Source organism: Liquorilactobacillus uvarum DSM 19971 (assembly GCF_001434935.1).
GTDB classification, from domain to species: domain Bacteria; phylum Bacillota; class Bacilli; order Lactobacillales; family Lactobacillaceae; genus Liquorilactobacillus; species Liquorilactobacillus uvarum.
This window is the reverse complement of the sequence record NZ_AZEG01000015.1, coordinates 1-26,162: the sequence shown is the minus strand read 5'-3', so window position 1 is coordinate 26,162 and position 26,162 is coordinate 1. Positions and strand designations below refer to the sequence as shown.

The following is a 26,162-nucleotide window of genomic DNA, read 5'->3' as shown; positions in this document are numbered from 1 at the left end:
TTTACCGGGAGCAAGATATCTGTTTGCCTCGGTTTATTTTTTCATATATAATATTTTTATTGAAATTATTTGATTTATATTTAATAATTATTTATGGTTATAAAGAGTTTGATTTCTAAGATACAGGGGGAAGCATGATGGCAAGGAAAAAAGCACATAGGGGATATAAGAAGTTAATTCAACGTTTTGCGGCAACTATTATTATTTTGATTATTGTTTTCTTGGGTTGGAAAAATGAGAACATTCGTGCAAGATTAAACAGTTCTTTTAGTGACAATAAAAGTGCTCAAAAGGCGGAGTATAAAAAACAGCAGAGTATTGCAAAAGAAAAATATGGAACTGTTAAAAGCTCGACTCAAGTAAAAGTAGAGAGCAGCACAGGTAAGTCTTCAAGTTCAGTGGATAGTTCTGCGAATGTAAAAACGGCGGAGTCTAAGAGTAATGGTAATGAAGCAAACACTAAAACCAAGGCTAAGAAAACAGCATATGGATCGTATACTGTAAAATATGGTGATAGTTTGACAATAATAGCAGAGAAATATAATACAACTACGACGGAGTTAATGAGTTTGAATAAGCTCGACACAGGGACAATAAATCCTGGAACGAAGTTAATAGTACCAAGTACAAAAAAAGCAACATCTGTTTCATCCGCAACAGACAGCGAGTAACTAGCACTGTGTAATTTTTTTCAGCGATAATTCCAATACCTGTTAAGTGACGAGAAAAAATAATTGTGGTAATCTTGGTTCGTATAATCAAGAGGATTAGCATAATGTTGTTGCAACGGACTGGAGGTGGAAATGATCGAAAAAAAGGGACGTTTTGCGGGGTTAATCAAAACAACAAAATCAATTTTTCAGCGTGCATCTGATATTGATATTAGCAATACTTCAATTGTCATTGCGTATTATTCTCTTTTAGCATTTTTTCCTTCTATTATTTTAGTGGGTAATGTTTTACCGCTCTTAAATATAAAAGCAGGGACAGTTTTGTCTTATCTAGAGACAGCAGTTCCAGCAACTATTTACGAAACTTTACATCCGCTTGTTGTTTCATTTTTAAATAAGGGGAGCGGGGGACTGATTTCGATCAGTGCATTAGTTGCTCTGTGGGCTGCCAGCAAAGGGGTCAATGTTTTGAAGCTGGCATTGAACAATGCATATGATGTTGAAAATTCACAGGGAGCCATAACAGCTAGAGTGATTTCTTTTTTTTTGACGATTGTTTTCGCAATTTTACTAGTATCAATTATTATTTTGTTTAGTTTTGGGCAAATGGTTTTGAGCTATATCACACCTATCTTAAATTTGCCTATTGAATTTGCTGGAATATTTGGAAAATTAAAATGGCCAATTACTTTTTTTGCACTTTTTGTTATTTTAAGCCTAATGTATTACTTTTTGCCGAATGCTAGGTTGCATTTAATTTTGGTTTTTCCGGGAGCATTACTGGCAACGTTGGGCTGGATCATCTTAGCTCAAGGTTTCTCAATCTATGTTCAGTATTTTGCCAAGTCTGTTCTAAGTTATGGAACAATTGGTACCTTTATTGTGCTTTTGTTTTGGCTCAATTATTCAGGCTGGATTATAATGTTGGGTGCCAGTCTCAACGCCACACTGGAGTATCGCTATTATAATATAATAAAACCTAAAGAAGGCAAGTTACGCAAATATTTACGTGATAGTTACGATAAATAAACATTTGAAAAATCAAAAAAATTACAAATGGCAATTAGTCAGGTTGTCAGGCCTGTCTGTGAGTAATTTGCAGATAAAAGAAAAAATTTGTTTAAACACGTTAATTCGTGTAAAACGAAGTTAGAATAAGGGACTGGGTTATATTTTTACCCAGTCCCTTATTAGCGCAATTTATTTTTTGGCAAACTCAGTAGCTAGGCATACTATAGTTACAATTCATCATTATTGCCTGAGTTCTCTAATTTGTTAGTACATACTATTTTTAACTATTGTCGAGATTCTTTGTTTTGATACAGATTTTATCATAAGAAAGATTCAAGAACAGTTTCGATTTCACTCAGCGAAAAGCCTTTGCGGTAAAGAGCTTGTTTCACCTTGAAGTAATGCTTTTTGGTATCAAGCACATGATATTTCTGCCATAGTTTTGTGGCTTCTTTTTGGAGAATTTGCCGTTCAATTTGTTCATTATTGACAAAGTCAACTTCTTGCATGATGGCCTGAATTTCATCTGCTGAGAAGCCTTTCGACAAAAAACGTTGTTTTATTTTTTGAATTCTTTTTTTAAAAGGATAACGTGAATATTGTTTTTCATATTTTTCAGTTAAGGCAATACCTTTAGTTATCATATAAGAGCTATCGTATTCATATGCGGCATCTTCAATATCTTTTTCGGCAACACCTTTAGCACGTAGATTGTTACGGATAACTTTGAAACCCTTATCGGATGTTTTCAACATGGTTCGAATGTAACTCTCCGCGTATTTTTTATCATCCACGAGCTTTTCATGGCGCAGTTTTTCAAGTACATTAGGAATCTTTTCTGACGCAATCGAGTGTTTTTTTAAGTAGTCTGTAATTTCTTTTTCTGTCCTTAGTTGAGAAGAAAGGTAATTAAGAGCTTTAGAATGGGCTTTAGCAATTTCATCAGCATTTGATAGATTTTCAATCTGTTCATTATTCAATTCCTGACCTTTAAATAAGTGGTAATTGACTAGAACATCTTCACTAACGGAAAATGAATACTGATCGTTAAGATAAATATTAAAGCGACCTTTTCTTTTTTGAAGCTGAATTTTAGTTATTTTCAAGATTTCACCATCCTTTGGAAGTAGTATATAAACTGTTGTAATTATTATAACAATTTGGCATGAATTATAAAATGCTGGATATGCATGCTATAATTATCTATAACATTTTAAAGGGAGAAGAAAATGGCTGCATACTATCAAAATAAAGAAAATCATTTAATTAAGGTGGGTCAGCGTTTTCCGCTTACCATCAAAAGATTAGGAATAAATGGAGAAGGTATTGGATATTATAAACACAAAGTGATATTTGTTCCAGGTGCTTTGCCGCAGGAAGTAGTTGTCGCTGAAGTGTCTTCTGTTGAACCAAATTATGCAACAGCTAAAATACATCGATTAAGACAACGCAGTCAAGATCGCATAGAGAAAAAAGATCGATATGATGTGGGTGGCATTGAATTAGAACATTTAAAATATACTAGTCAGTTAGAGTTTAAACGTGATGTTGTCAGGCAAGCACTTGAGAAATTCAAACCGCATGGTTATCAAAACTATAGTCTTTTGCCAACAATTGGCATGAAAAAACCATTTGAATATCGAAATAAAGCTCAATTTCAAGTTCGAAAAAATACTGAAGGAAAAGTTGTAGCAGGTCTGTATCGGCGCAATAGCCATGATTTAGTTGATCTGCAGACCTTCAGTACACAGCGACCTATGACATTGAAGATTATGCGTATTGTTTGCATGTTACTGCAAGAATTAAATATTCCAATTTATGATGAGAAAAGAAATTCTGGGATTGTCAAAACCTTGGTTGTGCGTGAATCAAGAGCAGAAAAAAATGCACAATTAACGTTTGTTACGAATTCAGAAAAACTTCCACAAAAGAGAATGCTTTTGGCACGAATAAAAAAAGAATTGCCAATGGTTGTTTCTGTTATGCAAAATATCAATAAAGGAAAAAATTCGCTTGTTTGGGGAGAAAAAACAGTTCATTTGGCTGGCAAAGATTATTTGATGGAAAAGTTGGGAAGTATCAGTTTTAAACTTTCTGCGCGTGCTTTTTTTCAACTAAATCCACAACAAACAGAAAAAATGTATAAGGAAATAAAGAAGGCATTAGCACTAAAACAAAATGAAATTTTGATTGATGCATATTGCGGAGTGGGAACAATCGGCTTGTTTGTTGCAGAACAAATTAAAGAAGTGCGCGGAATGGATATTACGCCTGAGGCAGTAGAAGATGCGCGATTTAATGCTAAGCTGAATGGCTATGCGAACACTGTATATGAAACCGGAAAAGCAGAAGATATAATACCTAGGTGGGTTGAGGAAGGTTTCATTCCGAGTGCAATCGTAGTTGATCCACCACGTTCTGGACTGGATACTAAACTGATAAATACTATTCTGCATGTTGCACCGGCAAAGTTTGTTTATGTTTCGTGTAATCCGTCAACCTTAGCGCGTGATCTTGTTAAACTGACAAAAAAGTATAAAGTTGATTACATTCAATCAATTGACATGTTTCCACAAACAGCGAGGTGTGAAGCAGTTGTTAAGATGATACGCAAAGATAGCTAAATACCAAGTGTTTTTCTGTCTTTGAAAAAATAGCTATTCATTATTGGTAGGGAAAATTATTATGAAGAAAAGATATATATGGATTATTATTGTAATACTTCTTGCTGTGTCATCAGGTATCTTTTTGAAGCACAAACTTGATGCTCAAAAACAAATGATCGAAAGCAGCACAGGTCACAAAGTTAAGGTAATTACAGTCCCTAAAGTTAAAGACAAAGATCAATTTGGATTAAATGTTAGGGATGAGCACGACAAGAGCATTATAGATTACACTGAGAATAGAATAAAAAAGGATGGCTTCATTGGCACAATTTTGATCGTCAAGAATGGTAAGGCTATTTTTCAAAAAGGTTATGGCTACGCAGACAAGATCAATAACAAAAAAAATTCAGCTGGTTCACTTTTTCAAATTGCTTCTGTTCAAAAAGCCGCGACTGGAGTGATGCTGATGAAATTGGTCCAGTCTGGTCGGGTATCATTGAGTGATAAGCTTTCTAAGTACTATCCTAGCATCGGCTACAGCAGTGAAGTTACGTTAAGAGAAATGCTGAATATGATTTCAGGGGTATCTTTGAAAGAAATGCCTGAAAAAGTGACGTCACAAGACCAACTTGTAAATTATGTTGTTAAAAATGTAGAAGTGAGCCCAAAACATATAGGTAACCAATATTATCAACCCGCTAATTTTGTATTGTTAGCAGGGATAATAAAAAAAGTAACTGGTCGGAGTTATTATAGTGAATTCAAGCAAATGATCCAAGATCCGCTTCAATTGGAAAATACATGTTTTTTTGATAAATATTATGGCTCAATTAACGGAAGAACAGTGGCTTATAATTCTGGAAACATGTCTGGCTATAAAGTGCTTGCAAATGAGCAAAAATATCAATATACCAACGAATTAGGGACTGGTAATCTTTATATGACAAACGGCGATTTATATAAGATGCTTCGTTCATTTATCACAGGCGGAACGCTGAATACTAAAAATACATCTGAATTGTTTACGGTTTTTCCTCCACACAACACATATAGTTCTGGACTTTATCATCTGCAATATTTGCAGCAGTTTAAGAAACTGGGGATAAATAATGGGTATCATTTTCATGGAGCTGAATATGGATATGAAACGATCGGAGATATTTCGGCTGATGGTAAACAAGCAGTAATTCTACAAACAAATAATCCAAATTCAAGAAAGCCCTTCAATATGGTGGTTGATTCAGATCTGTATCATTTTTTACTGACACATTAGTTAAAAATGATGAAGTTCAAGAAAAAATCCAATAAACTTTAGGCTTTTCCACATAAATTTGCTATAATATAAGTGATATCGGTGTAGAATACACCTGTGTTTATAGAAGGCAGGGTTTTTAATGCGTCAGTCTAAAGAGCCAAGAGAAGGTGAGTTTATCACCATCAAAAGTTATAAACATGACGGTAGTTTACATCGAACGTGGCGGGACACAATGGTGCTGAAGACAAGTGAAAATGCTTTGATTGGATGTAACGACCATACATTAGTAACTGAATCGGATGGGCGGCGTTGGGTCACACGAGAACCAGCGTTAGTATATTTCCATAAACATTACTGGTTTAACATCATTGCAATGATTCGCGATAATGGGGTGTCCTATTACTGCAATCTTGCATCGCCAGCTGTTCTTGATAGGGAAGCTTTAAAGTATATTGACTATGATTTAGATGTAAAAGTTTTTCCTAATGGCGAAAAAAAATTACTAGATGTTGATGAGTATGAAGAACATGGGGCAAAATGGAACTATTCAAATGAAATCGATAAAATATTGAAACATAATGTTTTAACGCTTGTCGACTGGATAGACAGCGGCAAGGGACCCTTTTCAAAAGAATACATTGAAATTTGGTATAGGCGGTATCTCGAACTGTCACGGCGTCAGTGAATATCTCAGTTTATAACAGAAAATCTGTAGTTACAAAGTCCCTCGGTTTGTGATTGCAGTTTTTTTTAGCACTCTTGAACCCAAAGGCTTCAAAATTATATTTGGTATTATAAGGGATGGTTATGTGCATGTTTGAAACTTTTAAAAAATCAAGAATTTTATTTTGGACGGTTGAATTGTTGCTCTTGGCATCTTTAGTTTGGGTATGTTCGAACATCGGTTTTGTATTCGAACCAATAGGCACGTTTATATCGACATTGTTTACACCTGTTATTATATCTGGGTTTTTGTATTATCTTTTTAGACCGCTGGTCAATATATTGATGAAATTCAGAATTAATAAATTTAAAATAAATCGTACTTTAGCAGTCATTATCGTTTTTCTTCTGTTAGGCAGTATAGTTGCATTAGCATTGATTTTTTTGATTCCATTATTGATTTCTCAAATAGGACAATTAATAGCTAAAACACCTACATATCTAGCTAAATTGCAAGAAATTATTAATCAGTACTATGCTGATCTTAGTCACTATGAATGGATTAAACAATTAAATGTTCATAGTTATATTGAAAGGTTTGAAAAAGCAGTCGAAAAATCATTGGAGAGTTTTATGGGGAGCGTTACAACTAGTTTAGGAACAATAATTGGAACAATAACTAGCATAACTGTAACTGCGATAACGGTGCCATTTATGCTCTTTTATATGTTGAAAGATGGTCACAGACTGGTTCCAAGCATCAAAAAAATGCTGCCTGAACGACCAGCCGATAAGACAGAAGTTTTACTAGGAAAAATGGGAGATACCATTTCGAAATATATTGGCGGGCAGGCCATTGAATGTGCTTTTGTTGCAACTTTTACTTTTCTTGGATACTGGGCAATCGGAATGCCTTATGCATTTTTGCTAGGAGTTCTAGCTGGAACAACCAATATAATTCCGTACCTTGGGCCATATATCGGGTTATTGCCGGCCCTGATTCTAGCAATTTTTATTTCACCTAAAATGCTTATCACTGTTATTGTCGTTTGTGTGATAGTACAGCAAGTTGATGGCAACCTCATTTACCCTAATGTTATTGGCAAGAGTTTAGATATTCATCCGCTGACAATCATTATTTTACTTTTAGTAGCTGGAAATATTGCGGGGTTGATGGGGATGATTTTAGGAATACCTACGTATGCTGTTTTGAAGGTTGTTATTAAATATTTTGTAGATATATATCGGTTAGAAAATGAGCATGAACAAAAATAGAAGCAGGTTTTTCCCTTGATTGACGGTGTTATGCAACTATGTTATTGTATACTAAGTTTATAAAAGCAATGATGTGTAGCCCAGTTGACGTTTGAAGCAAGTCTGTCGCCGAGAAAGGTAGCGGAAACTTAGCGGTAAGTTTTGAACTGGGACACAGCTGTTAATGTGGAATTTAATTTCGAGTTGAACGATGAGGTTGAAAAAATGAAGAGAGTTATTACTTACGGAACATTCGATTTGTTGCATAAAGGTCATGTTAGATTGTTAAAACGAGCAGCTGCTTTGGGGGACCATTTGACAGTTGGGGTTTCGACCGACGAATTTAACGCGATTAAGGGAAAGAAAGCCTATACTTCATATGAAGATCGGAAGTATATTCTGGAAGCAATTAGATACGTTGATGATGTGATTCCCGAGGAAAATTGGGACCAAAAAATAAATGACGTTATTAAATACAACATTGATCTGTTTGTAATGGGCGATGATTGGAAGGGCAAGTTTGATTTTTTAGAAGATTATTGTCAAGTTGTTTATTTGCCGCGTACAGAAGGCATTTCAACTACAAAAATAAAAGATGATTTAGGAATGAACTAGAAAAATAGGTGTGTGTTTGGCTTTGGTAACATTTTTATGTCAACCGAGGCTATTTTTATTGTTATGCTAACAATTGTGTATTTTCTAGTTTAAAGATATTGTCAGCTGAAAACTCTTTTGGTTTAATCAAAATATTAGGTGAATAATATGAGAAAAATGGAAATTAAGTATATTACTAAAAATGATCCTTTAGTATTAGGGAAAAAAGATGTTGCAAAAGCAAAACTACCTGTTGATGAAAAACAAAGCTTTTGGAAGTTACGTGGTGTTTCACTGGATATCGTTGAAGGTGAGGCAGTTGGGATAATTGGAACAAATGGTTCAGGAAAAGAAGCATTGATTGATATTTTAGCGGGGAATACCAAGCAGACGACTGGTTTCATAACGATCGATGGAAAAATCAACCGTGCAAGCGCACAACGTGGTTTGGACGGAACTCTGACTGGTCTGGAAAATATTCGAAAAGCCATTGCAGCAACTTCGGTTGATGAGATCAAAGCCAATCATCTAGTTAATGCAATTATTAACTTTACAGATTTAGGAGAATGGTTGTATCGCCCTGTAAGTGATTATTCAATTGGCACATATTCATGTTTAAGTTTGGGGATAACTCTTTTTGCAACTCCAAAATTAGTATTGCTGGATAGTGTTTTGGGAAATTTAGATAATATCTTCTATATAAAAGCAGCACAAAAAATTCAATCGCTTAAAGATATAGGTGTCTCTTTTATTGTGGCGGATACGAATGTATTCAATATAGAGCGATTTTGTGAACGAACTATGTGGCTTCAATTCGGTGAGGTTCAAGGATTTGGACCAACAAAAGATGTTTTAGAACAATTTGAATATTACATCAACTGGTTTCGAGCATTGACTTTGCCTGAAAAAAATGATTATTTAGCAAAAAAGCAAAAAGAACGCCTTAATTTTGACGTTAGTTCTGTTTATGAAGAATTCAAAAGTGAACAATTCAAACATGGGTTTACACGCAAGGATGAACCGCGAATGCGAAAAGCTTTTTATAAAGACCACGGTGCAGATCCTGTAAATAACGAGAATGGTGGTACTGAAGGAAAGACAAGTGAGAAAAAAAATCACCAGAATAAAGGAAAAAGCAAAAACAGTAAATTGAAATATTTACTGGGTGTTTTAATAATAATCTTTATCGCAAGTGGCTTGTGGTTTAGCATTGAGAATAAGATTTTTGCAGGTTTTGGAGGTAACAAAGCTTCACTGACAGCTTCAGAAAAAAACAAGCAGGAGAAGTCATCCAAGACAAAAAAATCTTCTGAAGATCAAAGCAAATCTCTGGCGCTATCAACTTCGAAAGCTAAGGTCTCATCATCACAAGCAGCAGCTTCTTCAGCGGCAGCTTCATCCAAAGCATCAAGCGAAAGTGCAGCAAGTTCAGCAAAGTCTTCAAGTGAAAGCAAGGCAGCAATGCTAAAAAATACACAGACTATTAATGTTTCAGACGGTGATACCTTGGAAGGACTCGCACAAAAGTATGCGACAACTGCCGATAAAATCAAAGAAATAAATAATATGAGTTCGGATAATCAACTTAAATCTGGAGATATTATAAGAGTTCCAAAATGATGAACAGCGCTAACTAAATAAGATTAATTTTTAGAATTGGAGCAAAAACGGATATGAGTTTAGATTCTGACCCTGCAGGATGGCTGATAATAATTTTAATAGTTTTAGTATCAGCAGTTTTATATGTTTTATCAAGTTCAGTGACGGCTTTTTCTCTGTTAAAAACTAGTAATGAGATAAAGAAAGAGGCTCCTGAAAGGTTTGAACGGTTTGCAAAGTATTTCAGTGCGATCAAACTGGCAATTCTTTTCTTCGTGATCATGGATGTTGGGATTGTTACACTTGGTTGTTTGGACTTGTACAGTATGCGGTTGGACGGCATAATATATTTTGTTGTCATCAACTATTTCATGGCCTGTGGGTTGTATTTGCTAGTGCACATATTACCCCAAAAAATAATTGGAGAGTTTCCTTCCAAATTTTTTCAGAGGACTTACCGCATAACTGTGATTTTCGGAGGGCTTTTTTACCCTTTAGCATTGGTTTTAAGTAAAATCAACTTGAAATTGATGGCTAAAACGAGGGAAACAGGAATGCTAACTAAAGCTTCTTGGGAAACAATTATTGATATGATCAAACATGAAAAGGAAAACGGGGAGCTAAATAATGAAGCCTTTGAAATGATCGAAGGAGTCATTTCGATGCATGGGAAAATGGCACGTGAAGTGATGGTCGCCAGAACTGATGCCTTTATGATTGACATCCAAAATGACAACGATCGCAATATTGATGCTATTTTGCAAATGCCTTACTCGCGTGTCCCTGTGTATAATGAAGATAAAGATAATATTTTAGGTGTAGTGCATATAAAGAATGTGTTGCGTACAGCTCGTAAAGAGGGTTTTGAACACGTTACTATTAGGCGTGTAATGCAGCCTGCTTTATTTATACCTGAAACAATGACGATTGATGAAGTAATGTTTGAGATGAAAAAAACGCAAAATCAGATGGCTATTTTATTTGATGAGTATGGCGGCGTGGTCGGTTTAGTTACCTTGGAAGATCTTTTGGAGGAAATTGTAGGTGAAATAGATGATGAATCTGATCAACCGGATCAGATCTATCACAAGATTTCTGATAATGAGTTTATTGTGCAAGGACGACTTTCGCTTGATGACTTTAATAGCGAGTTTGGAACAACGTTAGTAGTGAATGAAGTTGATACGATAGCTGGATATATAATAACAAAATTGGGCTTCATACCGAGTGATGGTGAAAAAGTTAAAGTTGAAACGGATGAGCATGTGATACTGTTGACTGAAGTTATTGATGATTCACGTATAACGAAAGTGCGTGTAACTTTGCCAGCACCTTTAGTGATGGAACATGTCCGCAAAGAAAAAAACATACGTGAATTTGATAAATAGTACAAAAAAACTGTTTGTTGTGCAGAATGATTTCATATAATTAGATTTAAAGAAGTAGAATTTGGGGTAAGAAAGAGGTTTGAAATGGAAAAAGAAAAACTGATTGATGCTGTTGATAAACGAAAAACATTTGCCATTATCTCTCATCCTGATGCTGGTAAAACGACAATAACGGAACAATTATTGCTTTTTGGAGGAGTTGTCCGCAAAGCAGGAACAGTCAAGGCGAAGAAGTCTGGTAGTTTTGCTAAATCTGATTGGATGGAAATTGAGAAAAAACGTGGAATTTCAGTTACTAGTTCAGTAATGCAGTTTGATTATGCTGGTAAAAGAATCAATATTCTGGATACACCAGGACATGAGGATTTTTCTGAAGATACATATCGGACCTTAATGGCAGTGGATTCAGCAGTTATGGTAATTGACTCGGCCAAAGGGATAGAACCACAGACTAAAAAACTATTTCAAGTATGTAAAATGCGTGGAATACCTATTTTTACGTTTATTAACAAAATGGATCGTGATGGAAGAGAACCTTTGGATCTCGTAACTGAACTTGAGGATGTATTAGGGATTCAAGCCTATCCAATGAACTGGCCTATCGGAATGGGAAAAGGGCTAAAGGGAATTTATGATATTTTTAATAAGCGAATTGAGCTTTATCGACGCGAAGATAAAGCTGAAAGTTTTGTTAAACTTGATGGCAATGGTGAAATAATTGGCAAACATCCATTAAAAGAAGAGAGTATTTATCAGCAGGTGTTGGGTGAAGTAGAGCTATTAAAGGATGCTGGAAATAATTTTGATACTAAAAAAATAAGTTCAGGTAAACAGACTCCTGTATTTTTTGGTTCAGCGCTAACTAACTTTGGAGTAAAAACATTTTTAGATGCTTATCTTCAGTTTGCACCTAGTCCAAATGAGCATCGAACGGAAACGAATGATATTGTTAAACCAGTTGATGATGTTTTTTCTGGTTTTGTGTTCAAAATTCAGGCAAATATGAATCCTAATCATCGTGATCGAATTGCATTTGTTAGAATTTGTTCTGGAAAATTTGAGCGTGGAATGGATGTTATGTTGGCACGTGGAAGTAAGAAAATGCGACTATCCAATTCTACACAATTCATGGCCGATACTCGAGAAACTCTGGACTACGCGGTGGCAGGAGATATTATTGGTTTATACGACACGGGAAATTTTCAAATTGGTGACACAATTTATAGTGGTAAAAAAGCAATTCAGTTTGAAAAATTACCACAATTTACACCTGAAATTTTTGTCAAAGTTACTGCCAAAAATGTTATGAAACAAAAATCTTTCCATAAGGGAATAGATCAGTTAGTTCAAGAAGGAGCCATTCAATTGTATAAAAGCTACAGCACGGGGGACTACGTTCTCGGGGCTGTTGGGCAACTGCAATTTGAGGTTTTCCAATTTAGAATGTTAAATGAATATCATTCTGAAGTTGTAATGACTCCGATGGGCAAAAAAATAGCTCGTTGGATCGAACCGGATCAATTAGATGAAAAAATGTCGACTTCACGTAATTTGTTGGTTAAAGATCGTCAAGGGCAGCCTTTATTCTTATTTGAAAATGAATTTTCAGAGAGATGGTTCCAAGATAAGTATCCAGATGTTAAACTAACTGCTAAATTATAAGATTAGAGATAGATAAACTATAAAGCACACAAAGAGAAAGAAGGAGTTGTACCCAAACTTGCGTTTGAGTGCAACTCCTTCTTTCTCTTTGCAATATAACTATAAAAAGACAATATTACAGTTAATTCAGTTAAATTTTAGATATTGACGCGGGATCCAAACACCTTGTGCAAGTTCGAACCATATAACATCGTCATTTAAGGTTCGGGCAGTAACAGAAACCTTGGTCCTGTCTTTAAGAAGACCGTTTTTATGACCAAACGGCAAGTCGTAGACAGCGACCTCTTTATTTGGTATAAAATCAATTGAAGCTTCCCTTGATTTCTTGAAACGGCGAATCTGTTTTTTTGTGTTTGATGACAACAGAGAAAATGTTTCTCTTTTATTGGAGTAGGCCATTTTTTTAGAGTCAAACTTAATCCAAATCGCTCCACCGAGACAGTACCAAAGATCATCATTGTCCATAGTGATTGATGAAAAAGTACGCCAAACAGTATTCAATGCAAAAGAAATATCTAATTTTTTTCCTTGAGGTTCCTCATAACTTGCAACAGGTGCTAGCATTTTTAAATAAAGCTCAGTCTTTTCAACATTCTTCCATTTACTTTGACGATAGTAAAAAGTAACAAAGCTCTGGTTGTATGAAAAATTACCACGTAGTTTACCTGAGACACGAAATAAATTGTAATTGGTAAGAGAGGGTGAAAATATCTGGAATGGTTCGCTAACTTTGCCCTTGATCACCTGTGGTTCCACTAAGAAAAAATTAGTGTCTATATCGCGACAGATTATCCAAATCAAACCAGCATCCTTTTTACTGTAGGTTAGGGTAATGATGCTATAATGTGATGCAAAATAACTGGTAAAGCCCTTGATTCTAACCAAATTATAGTCAGGAAGTTTTTTAAATTGTAATCTTAACTTTTCTCCGAGTGTACCGCTAATTATTTGTGAAGGAAAAAGAAGATTGTTTTGCTGATCTTGATAAACCACTAAAAGCAAGGCATTTTGACGTGTTATGTTATTTTGAGGTGCAATTCTTATCGGTTTCTGACGGACAACCTCTTCTTTTGATGTCGCTTCCACGGTCAACTGAGGTTTTACAGAACGAGACGCGGTACTTTCATCTTTTTGAATAAATTCTAAAGACCTCTTGTGATGTCTGTTTTTACGAAGAGGATTTCTAGTAATTAAGCGTTTAAAGAGGTCAGAAAAGGACAATAATAACACCACCTTGATAATTTATTGAATATATAAATTATAATCGTCTTTGCTGACTATTAACAGCATGAACTGCAATTTTGTAAAATCTAGTTTGAATAATCATTAATAATGATCTCAACTAAATCTCTTGTTTTAGTGATATCAACATCTTGTCTCGTTAAATTAGTTAATTTTGCTAAAGTAAAATCGATCTCTTCGTTTGTAACTTTGCGAACCTTGTTGGAGAGAACTAATTCCTCTTTTTGTTGATTTTTTTTATAAACAATCCTTGTGCCGCCGAGAGTATAGATCTTTATAAAATGAGTAGAAGACTGTGCCAATTCTTTTTGAATTTTTCTTGAGTAACTGTTGCTAACATCAACTAAGTGCATATAAATTCCTCCTCATCTTTGCAAATACATTGTATGAAAGTGTAACTTTTAATGGTGTTCGAAAGTAACAAGTACACCTCACTAGTCCATTCCTAATATAAACCTATTAAATGAAAATTGAAACAAATAATATTGGGATACAACAAAGCATGGATATTTTAAGAAAATAATAGGACTGAGGCAAAACAGTTGTTTTGTCGCAGCCCCATAAAAGCTCAAAATATTCTATTACTTAGTTTCAGACGTAGAAGAAGCAGCCTGAGAAGAAGAAACCACTATGTTGTCATTCTGAAGCAGAGCTTTAAAATCCTTTACGTTTGGATGATCAAGATAATAGTCAGCAACTTTGTCCTCAATTTGTTCTTGAATAACACGGCGCAAAGGACGTGCCCCCATTTGTGGATTATATCCCATATCTACTAGTTTTGTTTTAACTTCTGGAGTAACGGAGATTGTCAAGCTTTGCTGTGCCAGCATATCATTAACGTCATCAAGCATTAATGAAACGATCGAGACAAGATCGTTTTTGGTTAATGGATTGAATTCAACAATATCATCGAAACGGTTTAAAAATTCAGGCTTGAAATACTTAGAAAGCTTATCAATCACTGAATGAGTCTTACCGGATGATGCGGCACCAAAGCCAACACTTGCAACTGCATCACCGCTTCCAGCATTCGATGTCATAATGATGATAGTATCTTTAAAACTGACAGTTCGACCTTGTGAATCGGTAAGGCGTCCATCATCTAAAATTTGTAAGAACATATGCATTACATCTGGATGGGCTTTTTCAACTTCATCTAATAAAATCAAACTGTAAGGATTACGACGAACTTTCTCTGTTAATTGACCAGCTTCCTCGTAACCAACGTAACCCGGAGGTGAACCAATTAATTTAGAGACGGAATGTTTCTCCATATATTCACTCATATCGAACCTGATCATTGCTTCTGTTGTCCCAAATAACTCTTTTGCCAATTGTTTAGCAGTTTCGGTTTTGCCAACGCCTGTAGGTCCAACAAACAAAAATGAACCGATTGGTCGGCCGGATTTGTTGAAGCCAATCCGGTTACGCCTGATAGAACGAGCGACTTTGTTGACAGCTTCGTCTTGCCCAATGACATGTGCTTCAAGTGAATCAGACAAATCTCTTAATTGCTGTTTTTCTTTAGTTTTTAACTCGCCAACAGGAATTTTTGTTTTTTCTTCAATGATTTTTTCCATATCTTTATCAGTTACGACTGGAACATTGCTTTCATCAACATTTGAATCTTTAAGCTTGTTGAATCGATTAACTTGATCACGGTAATAAGCAGCTTTTTCATAATCTTCGTTTTTTAAAGCTTCTTGTTTTTGTTTTTCAGCATTAGCAATTTTGCCGGCAACGACTTTCGGATCAACTGATTGAATAGTTAGATTCTTTTTTGATCCAGATTCGTCCAACAAATCAATTGCTTTATCAGGCAAAAAACGGTCTTGGATGTAACGATTTGAGAGTTTAGCAGCTGCAATAATTGCTTCATCAGTGTATTTAACATGATGATAACTCTCGTATTTTCCTTGAATTCCCTTTAAAATTTTGATGGTTTCTTCAATACTTGGTTCATTTACTTGAACAGGTTGAAGTCTGCGTGCTAGCGCTGCATCCTTTTCAATTGCACGATATTCATTTAAAGTAGTTGCGCCAACCAACTGCAATTCGCCACGGGCCAAAGCAGGTTTAAGGACGTTTCCTGCATCCATACCGCCTTCAGCGTTTCCCGCACCAACAATTTCATGAATTTCGTCTATAAAAAGAATAGTATTTTTCTGTTGCTTTAATTCGTCCATTAACTGTTGCATACGTTGTTCAAATTGACCGCGTATCCCAGTACCTTGAACCAAAGAAACAACATCAAGGCGGACGACTTTTTTATCAAGCAGCTTTTGTGGTACGTCACCATCAACGATTTTTTGGGCCAGCCCTTCAACGACAGCAGTCTTACCAACACCTGCTTCACCTATTAAAACTGGATTATTTTTAGTACGTCTATTTAGTATTTCAATGACACGCGCAATTTCTTTATCGCGCCCAATAACTGGATCAATACGATTATTTTTTGCTTCAGCAGTCAAATCTAATCCATATTGTCCAATAATACCGCCGTTTCCATTTCCGCGGCCTGTGCCTCCAGGACTTGGGCGTGAACCTTTAGAAGGTCCTTGATATTGCGGGTCAGTATTTTCATTACTCATTGTACGAAAAATATCATCTAAACTTCCAAAGCCAAAGGGATCTGACGTCATATTGGAATTGTTTTGTTGTTGATTCCTTTCCTTTATAGCGCGATAACAGTTTTGACAGAGATCGATCGAAGTTTGACGTCCATTAATACTAGTCGATAAATGGATAGTAGCAGGATTTTGATGACAATTTTGACATAACATAGTACTAATCACGACCTTTCATTATCGGATAAAGGTCAATTTGACTATCTTTGACCTTTCGAGAACAGTATACATAGTCAGACTAAAAAGCGCAAGTAGAATGCTTATTTGGCTTGTAGTTGTATTACAAGTTTTTTTTAGTTACTATATTACAGGAAGTGCTATTGAAATTAAGGAGTAGAGCAATGCAAAAAAACTATCAGGAATTATTAGAACAGTTAATGAATGGCCAAATTGAAAGTTTTGAAATAACACCGAAAGAATTTATGGATTTTCAAGATATTTTCATGGATTTTCAACATCGGAAAAATGTTGTTGGAAGTGCTCAAAGGGGTGGAAATGTGATATATAAGCGAGAAGACAAGCATACAAAGGAATGATTCAAAAATACTTGTTTTGCAATTTAATTCATGCTAACATTTACCCTAGTGAGGATAATGTCGCATTAAATAATGAAAACGCGTTCTTGAAAAACATTGTTTAGCGAGATGGTCCTTAAATAAACATTTATATATAGCAAAGGGGTACGATCTATTATGGAAAAGAAAGAATTTCACATTATTGCAGAAACAGGTATTCATGCTCGTCCAGCTACGTTATTAGTACAAGCTGCAAGTAAGTACAATGCTGATATCACTTTAACTTATAAGGATAAATCAGTTAACTTGAAATCAATTATGGGTGTCATGTCTTTAGGTGTTGGTCAAAATGCTGATGTGACAATTGCAGCAGATGGTGCCGATGAAGCTGATGCTATCGCAGCAATTGGCGATGCAATGAAAAAGGAAGGACTTGCTGAATAATGACGAAAATGTTAAAGGGGATTGCTGCTAGCGATGGGATAGCCGCTGCGAAAGCTTATATGCTTGTACAACCCGACTTATCATTTTCTGAAGCAAGCATTGATGATCCGGAAGCAGAAGTTAAGCGTCTTGAAAAGGCTGTTAGTGCTGCAAAAGATGAGCTGAAGATCATCAAAGAAAAAGCTGCAGCAAACCTTGGTGCTGAGGAAGCAGAAGTTTTCGAAGCTCATTTGACTATTCTTTCAGATCCTGAATTAATGGGGAACATTAATAATAAGATCAGAGACGAAAAAGTAAATGCAGAAAAAGCTTTAAAGGATGTTACAGATACATTCATCGCGATGTTCGAAGGCATGACGGACAATGCTTATATGCAGGAACGTGCTGGTGATATTCGCGATGTTACAAAACGAGTATTAAGTCATCTTTTAGGTGTAACTTTACCTAATCCTGCATTAATTGACGAAGAAGTTGTAATTGTTGCGCATGATTTGACCCCGTCAGATACAGCGCAGCTTGACCGCAAGTATGTTAAGGGATTTATCACTGATATCGGCGGTAGAACATCTCATTCGGCTATTATGTCTAGGACTTTGGAAATCCCTGCAATTGTTGGATCTGGCTCAGCTACAACAACTATCTCGGAAGGACAAACCGTCATAATTGATGGGATAGAAGGAAATGCATTGGTTGATCCATCAAGCGATGAATTGAAGAGTTATGCTGAAAAAGCAGATGCATTTGCTAAACAAAAAGCTGAGTGGAAAGAGCTGAAAGATGCTAAAACCACTACAGCAGATGGCAAGAACTTTACATTAGGAGCAAATATCGGAACACCAAAAGATGTCGAAGGTGCAAATGATAATGGTGCAGAGGCCGTAGGGTTATTTCGTTCTGAATTTCTTTACATGGATGCAAGCGAATTGCCTAGCGAAGATGATCAGTTTGAAGCTTATAAACAGGCTGTTGAAGGTATGAATGGTAAGCAGGTTGTTGTTCGAACGATGGATATCGGTGGTGACAAAGAACTGCCATATCTTCCTCTCCCAGAAGAAATGAATCCTTTTCTTGGGTACCGTGCTATTAGAATTAGTTTAGATCGCCAAGATATTTTCCGTACACAGTTGCGCGCATTGTTGCGTGCCTCCAACTATGGGACGTTGGCAATTATGTTTCCGATGATTGCGACTGTTAAAGAATTTAAAGAAGCTAAAGCTATTTTTGAAGAAGAAAAAGAAAAGTTAATCAAAAAGGGTGTCTCTGTCGCTAATGATATCGAAGTTGGTATGATGATGGAAATTCCTGCAGCTGCAATGATTGCTGATAAACTGGCGAAATATTCTGACTTCTTCAGTATTGGAACAAATGATTTGATTCAATACTCAATGGCGGCCGATCGTGGAAACGAAAGGGTCTCATACCTATATCAACCATATAATCCATCAATTTTGAGATTGGTTAAAAACATTATTGATTCTTCGCATAGAGAAGGTAAATGGACTGGTATGTGTGGTGAAATGGCTGGCGATCAGATAGCTGTTCCTATTCTTGCTGGTTTAGGATTAGATGAGTTTTCAATGAGTGCTACTTCTATCTTGAAGACGCGCAGCTTAATGAAAAAAATTGATACGACTAAGATGCAAGAATTAGCTGAAAAAGCTGTCAATGATTGTGAAACAACAGAAGAAGTTATTGAATTAGTTAAGCAGTATACGAAGTAAACGTATAATTTTGCTATCATAAAGACTAAGGCCAAGCGTCTTAGTCTTTTTTGTTTGTAGATATATGTTTTAATGTAAATATAGGAGACTAAGTAATAATTTTGTTAAGATTTGCGGTGTTTTAATAAGAACGGTATATGAATCGTTGCATAACGGTGCCAGAAACAATATAATTAGTGTTGACTATAAACACACTAAGGGGGATGCTCGTGAACATTGGTATTTTTACGGATACATACTATCCACAAGTTAGCGGCGTGGCTACCTCTATCAAAACTTTAAAAGAACAATTAGAAAGTCATGGACATAATGTCTATATTTTCACAACTACGGATCCAAAGGTGGATTCAAATCATTATGAACGTAATATTTTTAGGTTTAAAAGCATTCCATTTATTTCCTTTACTGATCGAAGAATTGCAGTGAGGGGACTTTTTCGGGCTTATCAAGTTGCGAAGGAACTAAATTTAGATATTGTTCATACCCAAACGGAGTTTTCAATGGGGTGGATTGGTAAGTTTGTTGCTAAAAACTTAAAAATCCCGTGTCTTCACACTTACCATACAATGTATGAAGATTATTTGCACTATGTAGCAAAGGGAAGATTATTGAGGCCATATCATGTAAAACAGATGTCACGGTCTTTCTGCTATCATATGACAGGAATCGTAGCACCGAGTGAACGAGTCTTGAACACGCTTGAAGGCTACGGAATAAAAGCACCTATTTCGGTAATACCGACTGGAGTAAATATCGCTAAGTTTCAAAGGCGTGATGCAGCGGATAATTGGCGTACCAAATATGAAATTTCTGATCAGATACCGCTTTTGCTGACAGTTAGTCGTCTGGCATACGAGAAAAATATTAATAACTTGATTGCTGCAATGCCTGAAATTATACAAAAAGTATCTAATGTCCGTCTACTGATCGTGGGAGACGGCCCTGCAAAGAATGATTTGGTTGAGCAAGTTAAAAGATTACATTTGCAGGATAATATTATTTTTACCGGTGAGGTTGATAATGAGGATGTTCCACATTATTATCATATGGCAAATTTGTTTGTTTCGACCTCTATTTCTGAGTCACAAGGGTTGACGTACATTGAGGCATTGGCTTCTGGTTTGCAAGTAATTGCGACGCACAGTCCATATACTGATCAATTGTTAGATGATCCAGCGATCGGCGCTACTTTTTGTGATAAAAGTGAACTTATTGATATTGTTTGTGATTACTTAGTGAACGAGGATAAATTCGTCAACAGAAGGAAACAGCAAGCAAAATTGCATGATATTTCGGCTGATAATTTTGGTGATCGAATTTTGCAGTTGTATAAAGAATGTCAGACAACGTATGCTAAGGAAAACCAAACTAGTCATTCTGGTGAAATCAGTTAATTTTTATTTTTGAGGAGTTTTTTTATGTTGAAGGTTCACATGTTTTCTTCTGCAACTAAGGTTAAAGGTCAAGGTGTGGGGAGTGCCTACGCTGAACTTGTCCAATTGTTAAAGAAACATTTTGCAGATGATATTGATGTGCAGATTAATAAGCTAGGGCGTTCTGATATTAGTCATTATCATACAGTAGATTTTAGATTTTATCTTTCGACTTTTTTACCACAAAGAGGAAGAAAGATAGGGTATGTTCATTTTCTGCCTGAAACATTGAATGGGAGTCTTAAAATACCGCAACCTTTCAGATGGATCTTTTTTCATTACCTTATTGCCTTTTATAAGCGGATGGATCAGCTGGTTGTCGTAAATCCAAGTTTTATTAAAGATTTAATGCGTTATGGAATACGCGAAGATAAGATAACGTATATTCCAAATTTCGTTTCAAAAGAAAGCTTCTTTGAATTATCTAAGAAAGAAAAAATAGAACTTCGTAAAAAAAAAGGAATATCTGAAAGTAAGTTTGTTATTGTTGGGACCGGTCAAATTCAGGAAAGAAAAGGTGTAGCTGATTTTATTAAATTAGCTCGTCGTCTACCTAAGATTCAATTTATTTGGGTTGGTGGTTTTTCTTTTGGAAAAATAACCGATGGCTATAGTGAATTGAAGAAAGTTGTCGACAATCCGCCAGTTAACTTATCTTTTCCTGGAATTGTCGAACGAGGTAAAATGAATGAATTTTATAATTTAGCCGATGTCTTTTTGCTTCCTTCCTTTAATGAGTTGTTTCCAATGAGTGTGCTCGAAGCTTTTAGTTGTGGAGTACCTGTGGTGCTTAGAGATTTAGAATTATACAATTCTATTATTGCTGGTTATTATTTGCCGGCAAGTGATGTGGATGAAATGAAAGTCAGTATCGAAAAGTTGGCTGAAGATGAAGAAAAATTAAAAAAATTACATGAAAAAGCAGTCAAAGCTTCTAAGAAATATTCAGAAGACTATCTGGCTCAAGTATGGTATTCCTTTTACAAAAAGCAGACTGAGATGGTGAAGCGATGACAAGAAATAACAAAATTGTACTGGCATTGATGCTTGTTTTTGGGACGGCTATATTTGCTTTTTCTGTTAGGAATATTTCTTTCAAATCGCTTGTTGGGGATATTGTTAAGTTAAAATGGCAGTGGTTGTTTTTGGCTGTTATAAGTATGCTGGTATCTTTCTTTTTAGAGGCTTTAGTTGTCAGAGTACTTTTAAAAAGAGAAGGTTCTCTTTTTTCTATGCATGATGCGATAAGAATTCCTTTGATTGAGCAGCTATTTAATGGTATAACCCCTTTTTCTTCTGGAGGGCAGCCCGCGCAATTATTTGCTTTGCTTCAGTCGGGAATTGATGCTGGGCGTGCAACTTCTGTTTTATTGATGAAATTTATCGTGTACCAGTCAATGGTTGTTATAAACTTTATAATTTCACTAATAATCGGGTTTCAATATGTCTCAGGGAAAATTCATGTTTTATCATTGCTCTTTGTTTTTGGTTTCGTTGTTCACTTTATAGTAATTGTCAGTCTTTTACTGATTATGTATTGGTATAATTTTACGAAAAAAGTGGTCAAATTTTTTTTCAAGCCATTGAAGTTTTTTTTCAAAGAAGAACGCTATTTGAAATGGGAACTGATAGTTGATGAAAAAATAGATAATTTTTACAAAGAGAGTTTGCGCTTAAAAAGAAGTTGGAAGCTACTTGTTAAAATCAGTGTGTTGACACTTGTACAGTTATTTTTTTACTACATTATTCCCTTTTTTATTCTACTGGCCTTAGGTGTGACAAATGTAAACTTTTTGATGGTCACCACTATGCATGTTTTAATTGTAATGATAATTTCATTGTTTCCGATTCCGGGCGGATCAGGAGGAGCAGAATACAGTTTTTCAATTATTTTTACAAGTTTTATATCAAATGCCAGCAAACTTGTTCTTGCGATGCTGCTATGGCGCTTAATTACTTACTATCTAGGGATGTTTTTAGGAATGATTGCATTGGTGATCAAACCCAAAAAAATGATAAGAGCTAATAACAAAGAGAATGAAGTTTAAATAATTTTCGTGTTTATTACGCTGTTTAGAACTTGAATTTAGATTTATATAGTGTATGTTATATGTTAGTCTGATAGAATTGAGTATAATAAAATGGTTAATAATAGGATTTAAAAGTAAATATGGAAGAGGGTATCCTTATGGAAAGCTCACAATTAATTGCAATAATCTCAAGGTTGGATGCAATGATCAAAAATGAAAATCAAGAGATTCAAACAAGAAGGTTTGAAAAAGATGGTAAAGAAAAGGGAATAGTCAGTTTTGATCCAGAAACACAAACATTTGTTTTGGAAGAACTGCCAGATAAGCAAAAATTTGAATTCGATAATATAGATTTAGCCGCAATTGAAGTGTATGATCTGCTTAATGACTAAGAGTAATTCTTAAATAATTTTGAAGATAGATGCAAAAAGTTTTTCATGGTATGTATAACAATATATAATGGTTAAGGGAAAAAGGGTTTTTAGATAATGGAGGTAGTTAAATGTCGTCAGGCTTGAGGAAAATCAGAAATGCCTTGAACAATCGAAGTGTTTTTTTTGTGTTTTTAATAGCGGTGTTTTGGTTGAAGACCTATATAACTTACCAAACAAAGTTCAACCTCGGCGTAAGTGACGGCATGCAACAAGCTTTGTTGATTCTCAATCCAATACCTGTTGGACTGTTATTATTGGGGGTTGCACTTTATTTTAGAGGTCGAAAGTCATATTGGATCATGATGATAATTGATCTGATTCAATCAATGTGGCTTTTTGCTAATGTATTATACTACCGTGAATTTTCAGATTTTTTGTCTTTAGGTATAATAAAGTCATCAGGTTCAGTTTCTAATAATTTGGGTTTAAGTATTATGGAAATCATACATCCAAGTGATTTTCTGATATTTTTTGACTTTATTGTTATTAGTTTGTTATTAATTTTTAAGATTATCAAAGTTGATAACCGCAAAATTAAGTTTCGGACAGCAGGATTGATTTCAGTTGCAGCGGTTGTTTTGTTTGGAATTAATCTTTCCTTAGCTGAAAAAAATAGACCGCAGTTATTGACGAGAACATTTGATAATAACTATATTGTCAAATATTTGGGGATAAACTTTTATGCGGGATATAATGCATATCAGACGTACAAAGAAAGTTCGACTCGTGCCAATGCGAGCAGCAGTGATTTGAAATCTGTGTTGAATTTTATGAAAACCAATAGAACTTCCCCAAATATCTCATATTATGGGAAGGCTAAAGGTAAAAATGTTTTTATTTTTCACTTAGAAAGTTTTCAACAATTTCTTATTAATTATAAAGTTGATGGAAAAGAAGTCACACCAAATATAAATAAATTCTACAGTGATAGTAGTACATTATCATTTGATAATTTTTTTAATCAAGTTGGACAAGGAAAGACATCTGATGCTGAGACTATGCTTGAAAATTCGTTATTTGGACTTCCTTCTGGCTCGGTGATGACTTCATACGGAACGTCTAATACATTTCAAGCAATGCCGGCAATTTTAAGCCAACGAGGATATTCTACTGCTGCTATGCATGGTGATGTTGGCAGCTTTTGGAATCGTGATAATACTTATAAGTCATGGGGCTATCAGTACTTCTTTAATGATAATTATTTCAAAGAAAAAACAAACTACAGCGTTGGCTATGGTTTAAAGGATAAGATTTTTTTGAAGCAGTCTGTTCAATATCTTGAACAGTTGCCGCAGCCCTTCTATGCTAAAATCATTACTGTTACTAATCATTATCCTTATGAATTAGACAAAATGAACCAAACTATCTCTAAAACAAATACAGGTGATCAGACGGTAGATGGTTACGTTCAAACAGCCCATTATCTTGATCAAGCGTTTGGGGAATTTATTAACTATCTTAAAAAATCTGGGTTATATAACAATTCGATGATAGTTGTTTATGGTGACCATTATGGTATTTCGAATAACCACAAAAAAGCTATCAGTCAACTGCTAGGTAAGAAGAGTGTTACGAGTTATGATCTTGCAATGTTCCAGAAAGTGCCTTTTATGATTCATATGCCTGGATTAAAGGGTGGGGTGAATCATACTTATGGGGGCGAGATTGATGTAATGCCTACATTGTTGGATCTTTTAGGTATTAAGAACAACGATACTATTCAGCTTGGAAATGATCTCTTGGCGTCTAATCGGAATCAGACTGTTGCATTTAGGGATGGTGACTTTGTCTCACCATCGTTCAGCAAAATTGGCAGCAAAGTGTATGATAATACTGGGAAAGAAATAAGTAATCTGACGAAAAAGCAAAAGCAAGAAGTAAGCAGTCAGCAAGAGCGTACAGATAAAGTTTTGTCATTATCAGATAAGATAGTTACGGGTGACTTATTAAGGTTCTATACACCTGCTAATTTTAAGAAGGTTAATAAATCTGACTACAGTTATAAGTATAGTGATGGGATGAAAAAGTTAAAAGAAGCTCAAAAGAAGAAAAAGAGTTTAATCGAACAGAATGGTGGGAAATCCACTACAGATTTGTTTAGTACGGATGCACCAGAGTTAAAAAATGACAGCAAGTGATTGATCGAGGCTTTTTAATGCGCAAGTTAATAACTTGCGGAATTGCTTAAATAATTTAAAACTAAAGGTTCTGTTAGGAATTGCTTCAATTCGGTTACTAATAGAAACCTTTTTTATATTCAGTAGATAAAGCCACATAAGCAGAAAATTGAATCTTATAACGAAGATTTAACGCGTTAAACAGTTTTAAACACATGTTGTTTAGCATAGTCATCGATATAACGGCTTTTTCTATTGAGAAACTGTGTTGTAGTATTAAGGAGCGGATATAAGCTCTTGGGAGAGAAGTTGTGGCTTAAAGACGCAAAAGGAAAGTTTGTTTGAAAAAAATTGAATTTTTTGGAAGATTGGTAATGCACTTTCTTTTAGGGGTGAGATATAAGTAAATTATTTGTATAGAAGTAGTTTGAAATTTTGTAAATTGTTTTTGAATTAATAGAAGTTAGTTCTGCCTATTTAAGGGCAAAAAATCAACAAAATCCGAATAATAATTTGGTAATCTGAATTATTATGTGGGTTTGAATAAATAAAAAAAAACCTTGATAAAAGGCTTGACCATAGCCATGATACTTGGTATTATATTTATTGTCGTTAAGGCGAGGAAATAGAAAGTTTCTTTCTAAGTCAATTAACGCAGGAGTTTATGTGTACTTAGCTAATTGAATAAAATACTTTGAAACTGAATATTTATTCAAAAAAAGAATTGACAGTAAGCATAGTACATGATATACTTAAGAAGTTGTGTTAAGCAACTTATGTAGACCTTTGAAAACTGAACAAAGTTTCGACAAATCAAATGTGTAGGGTCTCCTATTTTGTATAGGAGCAAACATTTGCGAAGTCAATTCGCTAGTATTTAAATTAATGAGTCACAA

The 26,162-nt window shown here is 35.1% G+C and carries 22 protein-coding genes; 18 read left to right on the top strand and 4 right to left on the bottom strand.

The features are described 5' to 3' along the window. The first annotated feature begins 137 nt into the window (after positions 1-137). Entirely contained in the window at positions 138-671 is a 534-nt protein-coding gene (locus FD20_RS08080; protein ID WP_057737523.1) for a LysM peptidoglycan-binding domain-containing protein, read from the top strand. 132 nt (positions 672-803) lie between these two features. Then, on the top strand, positions 804-1,700 hold the full coding sequence (locus FD20_RS08075) for a YihY/virulence factor BrkB family protein (protein ID WP_083489086.1): 897 nt from the start codon (positions 804-806) through the stop codon (positions 1,698-1,700). A 302-nt stretch (positions 1,701-2,002) separates the two neighbouring features. Here the strand turns inward: FD20_RS08075 and recX are convergent, their stop codons facing one another. Then, positions 2,003-2,788 carry a recombination regulator RecX gene (recX, locus tag FD20_RS08070; protein ID WP_235807739.1) on the bottom strand — a complete coding sequence of 262 codons (786 nt, stop codon included), beginning with the start codon at positions 2,786-2,788 and terminating at the stop codon, positions 2,003-2,005. A gap of 123 nt (positions 2,789-2,911) precedes the next feature. Between recX and rlmD the strand changes: the two genes are divergently transcribed. The 8 genes from rlmD to FD20_RS08030 all read left to right on the top strand — a co-directional run bounded on the left by rlmD (position 2,912) and on the right by FD20_RS08030 (position 12,703). Beyond that, a complete protein-coding gene (gene rlmD, locus FD20_RS08065) occupies positions 2,912-4,306 on the top strand; it encodes a 23S rRNA (uracil(1939)-C(5))-methyltransferase RlmD (protein ID WP_057737519.1) in 1,395 nt (464 codons plus the stop codon). A gap of 61 nt (positions 4,307-4,367) precedes the next feature. After that, positions 4,368-5,561, top strand: coding sequence for a serine hydrolase domain-containing protein (locus tag FD20_RS08060; protein ID WP_057737517.1), 1,194 nt, complete (start codon positions 4,368-4,370; stop codon positions 5,559-5,561). Between the two features lie 121 nt (positions 5,562-5,682). After that, entirely contained in the window at positions 5,683-6,228 is a 546-nt protein-coding gene (gene ntdP, locus FD20_RS08055) for a nucleoside tri-diphosphate phosphatase (RefSeq protein WP_057737515.1), read from the top strand. Positions 6,229-6,356: 128 nt separating this feature from the next. Beyond that, positions 6,357-7,481, top strand: coding sequence for an AI-2E family transporter (locus tag FD20_RS08050; protein WP_057737513.1), 1,125 nt, complete (start codon positions 6,357-6,359; stop codon positions 7,479-7,481). Positions 7,482-7,685: 204 nt separating this feature from the next. Continuing rightward, a complete protein-coding gene (tagD, locus tag FD20_RS08045) occupies positions 7,686-8,075 on the top strand; it encodes a glycerol-3-phosphate cytidylyltransferase (RefSeq protein ID WP_057737511.1) in 390 nt (129 codons plus the stop codon). Positions 8,076-8,222: 147 nt separating this feature from the next. After that, complete coding sequence (locus tag FD20_RS08040) at positions 8,223-9,674, top strand: ATP-binding cassette domain-containing protein (RefSeq protein ID WP_057737509.1); 1,452 nt, start codon at positions 8,223-8,225, stop codon at positions 9,672-9,674. A 53-nt stretch (positions 9,675-9,727) separates the two neighbouring features. Continuing rightward, positions 9,728-11,041 (top strand): hemolysin family protein, encoded by a 1,314-nt coding sequence (locus FD20_RS08035; protein ID WP_057737507.1) that lies wholly within the window; start codon positions 9,728-9,730, stop codon positions 11,039-11,041. Between the two features lie 84 nt (positions 11,042-11,125). After that, the gene (locus FD20_RS08030) at positions 11,126-12,703 is read left to right on the top strand and encodes a peptide chain release factor 3 (RefSeq protein ID WP_057737505.1); all 1,578 of its coding nucleotides are present in this window, start codon (positions 11,126-11,128) and stop codon (positions 12,701-12,703) included. Positions 12,704-12,829: 126 nt separating this feature from the next. On the opposite strand, the gene FD20_RS08025 is transcribed toward FD20_RS08030, so the two are convergent. The 3 genes from FD20_RS08025 to FD20_RS08015 form a co-directional block, all read right to left on the bottom strand. Further along, positions 12,830-13,924, bottom strand: coding sequence for a MucBP domain-containing protein (locus tag FD20_RS08025; protein ID WP_057737503.1), 1,095 nt, complete (start codon positions 13,922-13,924; stop codon positions 12,830-12,832). Between the two features lie 89 nt (positions 13,925-14,013). Beyond that, positions 14,014-14,298, bottom strand: a complete 285-nt coding sequence (locus tag FD20_RS08020) for a DUF1827 family protein (protein ID WP_057737501.1) — start codon at positions 14,296-14,298, stop codon at positions 14,014-14,016. A 228-nt stretch (positions 14,299-14,526) separates the two neighbouring features. Next, positions 14,527-16,728, bottom strand: coding sequence for an ATP-dependent Clp protease ATP-binding subunit (locus FD20_RS08015; RefSeq protein WP_057737499.1), 2,202 nt, complete (start codon positions 16,726-16,728; stop codon positions 14,527-14,529). Between the two features lie 185 nt (positions 16,729-16,913). Here FD20_RS08015 and FD20_RS08010 point away from each other — a divergent pair, with 185 nt between their 5' ends. The 8 genes from FD20_RS08010 to FD20_RS07975 all read left to right on the top strand — a co-directional run bounded on the left by FD20_RS08010 (position 16,914) and on the right by FD20_RS07975 (position 25,287). After that, positions 16,914-17,108, top strand: a complete 195-nt coding sequence (locus FD20_RS08010; RefSeq protein WP_057737497.1) for a hypothetical protein — start codon at positions 16,914-16,916, stop codon at positions 17,106-17,108. 156 nt (positions 17,109-17,264) lie between these two features. Then, positions 17,265-17,531, top strand: coding sequence for a phosphocarrier protein HPr (locus FD20_RS08005; RefSeq protein ID WP_034989766.1), 267 nt, complete (start codon positions 17,265-17,267; stop codon positions 17,529-17,531). Continuing rightward, positions 17,531-19,252, top strand: coding sequence for a phosphoenolpyruvate--protein phosphotransferase (gene ptsP / locus FD20_RS08000; RefSeq protein ID WP_057737496.1), 1,722 nt, complete (start codon positions 17,531-17,533; stop codon positions 19,250-19,252). Before FD20_RS08005 ends, ptsP begins: the two co-directional genes overlap by 1 nt. A 209-nt stretch (positions 19,253-19,461) precedes the next feature. Continuing rightward, positions 19,462-20,646 (top strand): glycosyltransferase family 4 protein, encoded by a 1,185-nt coding sequence (locus FD20_RS07995; protein WP_057737494.1) that lies wholly within the window; start codon positions 19,462-19,464, stop codon positions 20,644-20,646. 24 nt (positions 20,647-20,670) lie between these two features. After that, positions 20,671-21,699, top strand: coding sequence for a glycosyltransferase family 4 protein (locus FD20_RS07990; protein WP_057737492.1), 1,029 nt, complete (start codon positions 20,671-20,673; stop codon positions 21,697-21,699). Beyond that, entirely contained in the window at positions 21,696-22,733 is a 1,038-nt protein-coding gene (locus FD20_RS07985) for a lysylphosphatidylglycerol synthase transmembrane domain-containing protein (protein WP_057737490.1), read from the top strand. The genes FD20_RS07990 and FD20_RS07985 overlap by 4 nt, the downstream gene beginning before the upstream one ends. Positions 22,734-22,873: 140 nt before the next feature. Further along, on the top strand, positions 22,874-23,107 hold the full coding sequence (locus FD20_RS07980) for a YkuJ family protein (protein WP_057737489.1): 234 nt from the start codon (positions 22,874-22,876) through the stop codon (positions 23,105-23,107). Between the two features lie 110 nt (positions 23,108-23,217). Continuing rightward, the gene (locus FD20_RS07975) at positions 23,218-25,287 is read left to right on the top strand and encodes an LTA synthase family protein (protein ID WP_057737487.1); all 2,070 of its coding nucleotides are present in this window, start codon (positions 23,218-23,220) and stop codon (positions 25,285-25,287) included. Positions 25,288-26,162: the final 875 nt, after the last annotated feature.

Excerpts from the sequence above, each read along its gene's own strand:
- FD20_RS08010 (WP_057737497.1), top strand. The coding sequence starts at position 16,914 with ATGCAAAAAAACTATCAGGAATTATTAGAACAGTTAATGAATGGCCAA.
- FD20_RS08015 (WP_057737499.1), bottom strand. The coding sequence starts at position 16,728 with ATGTTATGTCAAAATTGTCATCAAAATCCTGCTACTATCCATTTATCG.
- FD20_RS07990 (WP_057737492.1), top strand. The coding sequence starts at position 20,671 with ATGTTGAAGGTTCACATGTTTTCTTCTGCAACTAAGGTTAAAGGTCAA.
- FD20_RS07980 (WP_057737489.1), top strand. The coding sequence starts at position 22,874 with ATGGAAAGCTCACAATTAATTGCAATAATCTCAAGGTTGGATGCAATG.
- ntdP (WP_057737515.1), top strand. The coding sequence starts at position 5,683 with ATGCGTCAGTCTAAAGAGCCAAGAGAAGGTGAGTTTATCACCATCAAA.
- FD20_RS08035 (WP_057737507.1), top strand. The coding sequence starts at position 9,728 with ATGAGTTTAGATTCTGACCCTGCAGGATGGCTGATAATAATTTTAATA.
- FD20_RS07985 (WP_057737490.1), top strand. The coding sequence starts at position 21,696 with ATGACAAGAAATAACAAAATTGTACTGGCATTGATGCTTGTTTTTGGG.
- FD20_RS08020 (WP_057737501.1), bottom strand. The coding sequence starts at position 14,298 with ATGCACTTAGTTGATGTTAGCAACAGTTACTCAAGAAAAATTCAAAAA.
- FD20_RS08030 (WP_057737505.1), top strand. The coding sequence starts at position 11,126 with ATGGAAAAAGAAAAACTGATTGATGCTGTTGATAAACGAAAAACATTT.
- FD20_RS08080 (WP_057737523.1), top strand. The coding sequence starts at position 138 with ATGGCAAGGAAAAAAGCACATAGGGGATATAAGAAGTTAATTCAACGT.
- FD20_RS08040 (WP_057737509.1), top strand. The coding sequence starts at position 8,223 with ATGAGAAAAATGGAAATTAAGTATATTACTAAAAATGATCCTTTAGTA.
- FD20_RS08060 (WP_057737517.1), top strand. The coding sequence starts at position 4,368 with ATGAAGAAAAGATATATATGGATTATTATTGTAATACTTCTTGCTGTG.
- tagD (WP_057737511.1), top strand. The coding sequence starts at position 7,686 with ATGAAGAGAGTTATTACTTACGGAACATTCGATTTGTTGCATAAAGGT.
- ptsP (WP_057737496.1), top strand. The coding sequence starts at position 17,531 with ATGACGAAAATGTTAAAGGGGATTGCTGCTAGCGATGGGATAGCCGCT.
- FD20_RS08075 (WP_083489086.1), top strand. The coding sequence starts at position 804 with ATGATCGAAAAAAAGGGACGTTTTGCGGGGTTAATCAAAACAACAAAA.
- rlmD (WP_057737519.1), top strand. The coding sequence starts at position 2,912 with ATGGCTGCATACTATCAAAATAAAGAAAATCATTTAATTAAGGTGGGT.
- FD20_RS07975 (WP_057737487.1), top strand. The coding sequence starts at position 23,218 with ATGTCGTCAGGCTTGAGGAAAATCAGAAATGCCTTGAACAATCGAAGT.
- FD20_RS08050 (WP_057737513.1), top strand. The coding sequence starts at position 6,357 with ATGTTTGAAACTTTTAAAAAATCAAGAATTTTATTTTGGACGGTTGAA.
- FD20_RS08005 (WP_034989766.1), top strand. The coding sequence starts at position 17,265 with ATGGAAAAGAAAGAATTTCACATTATTGCAGAAACAGGTATTCATGCT.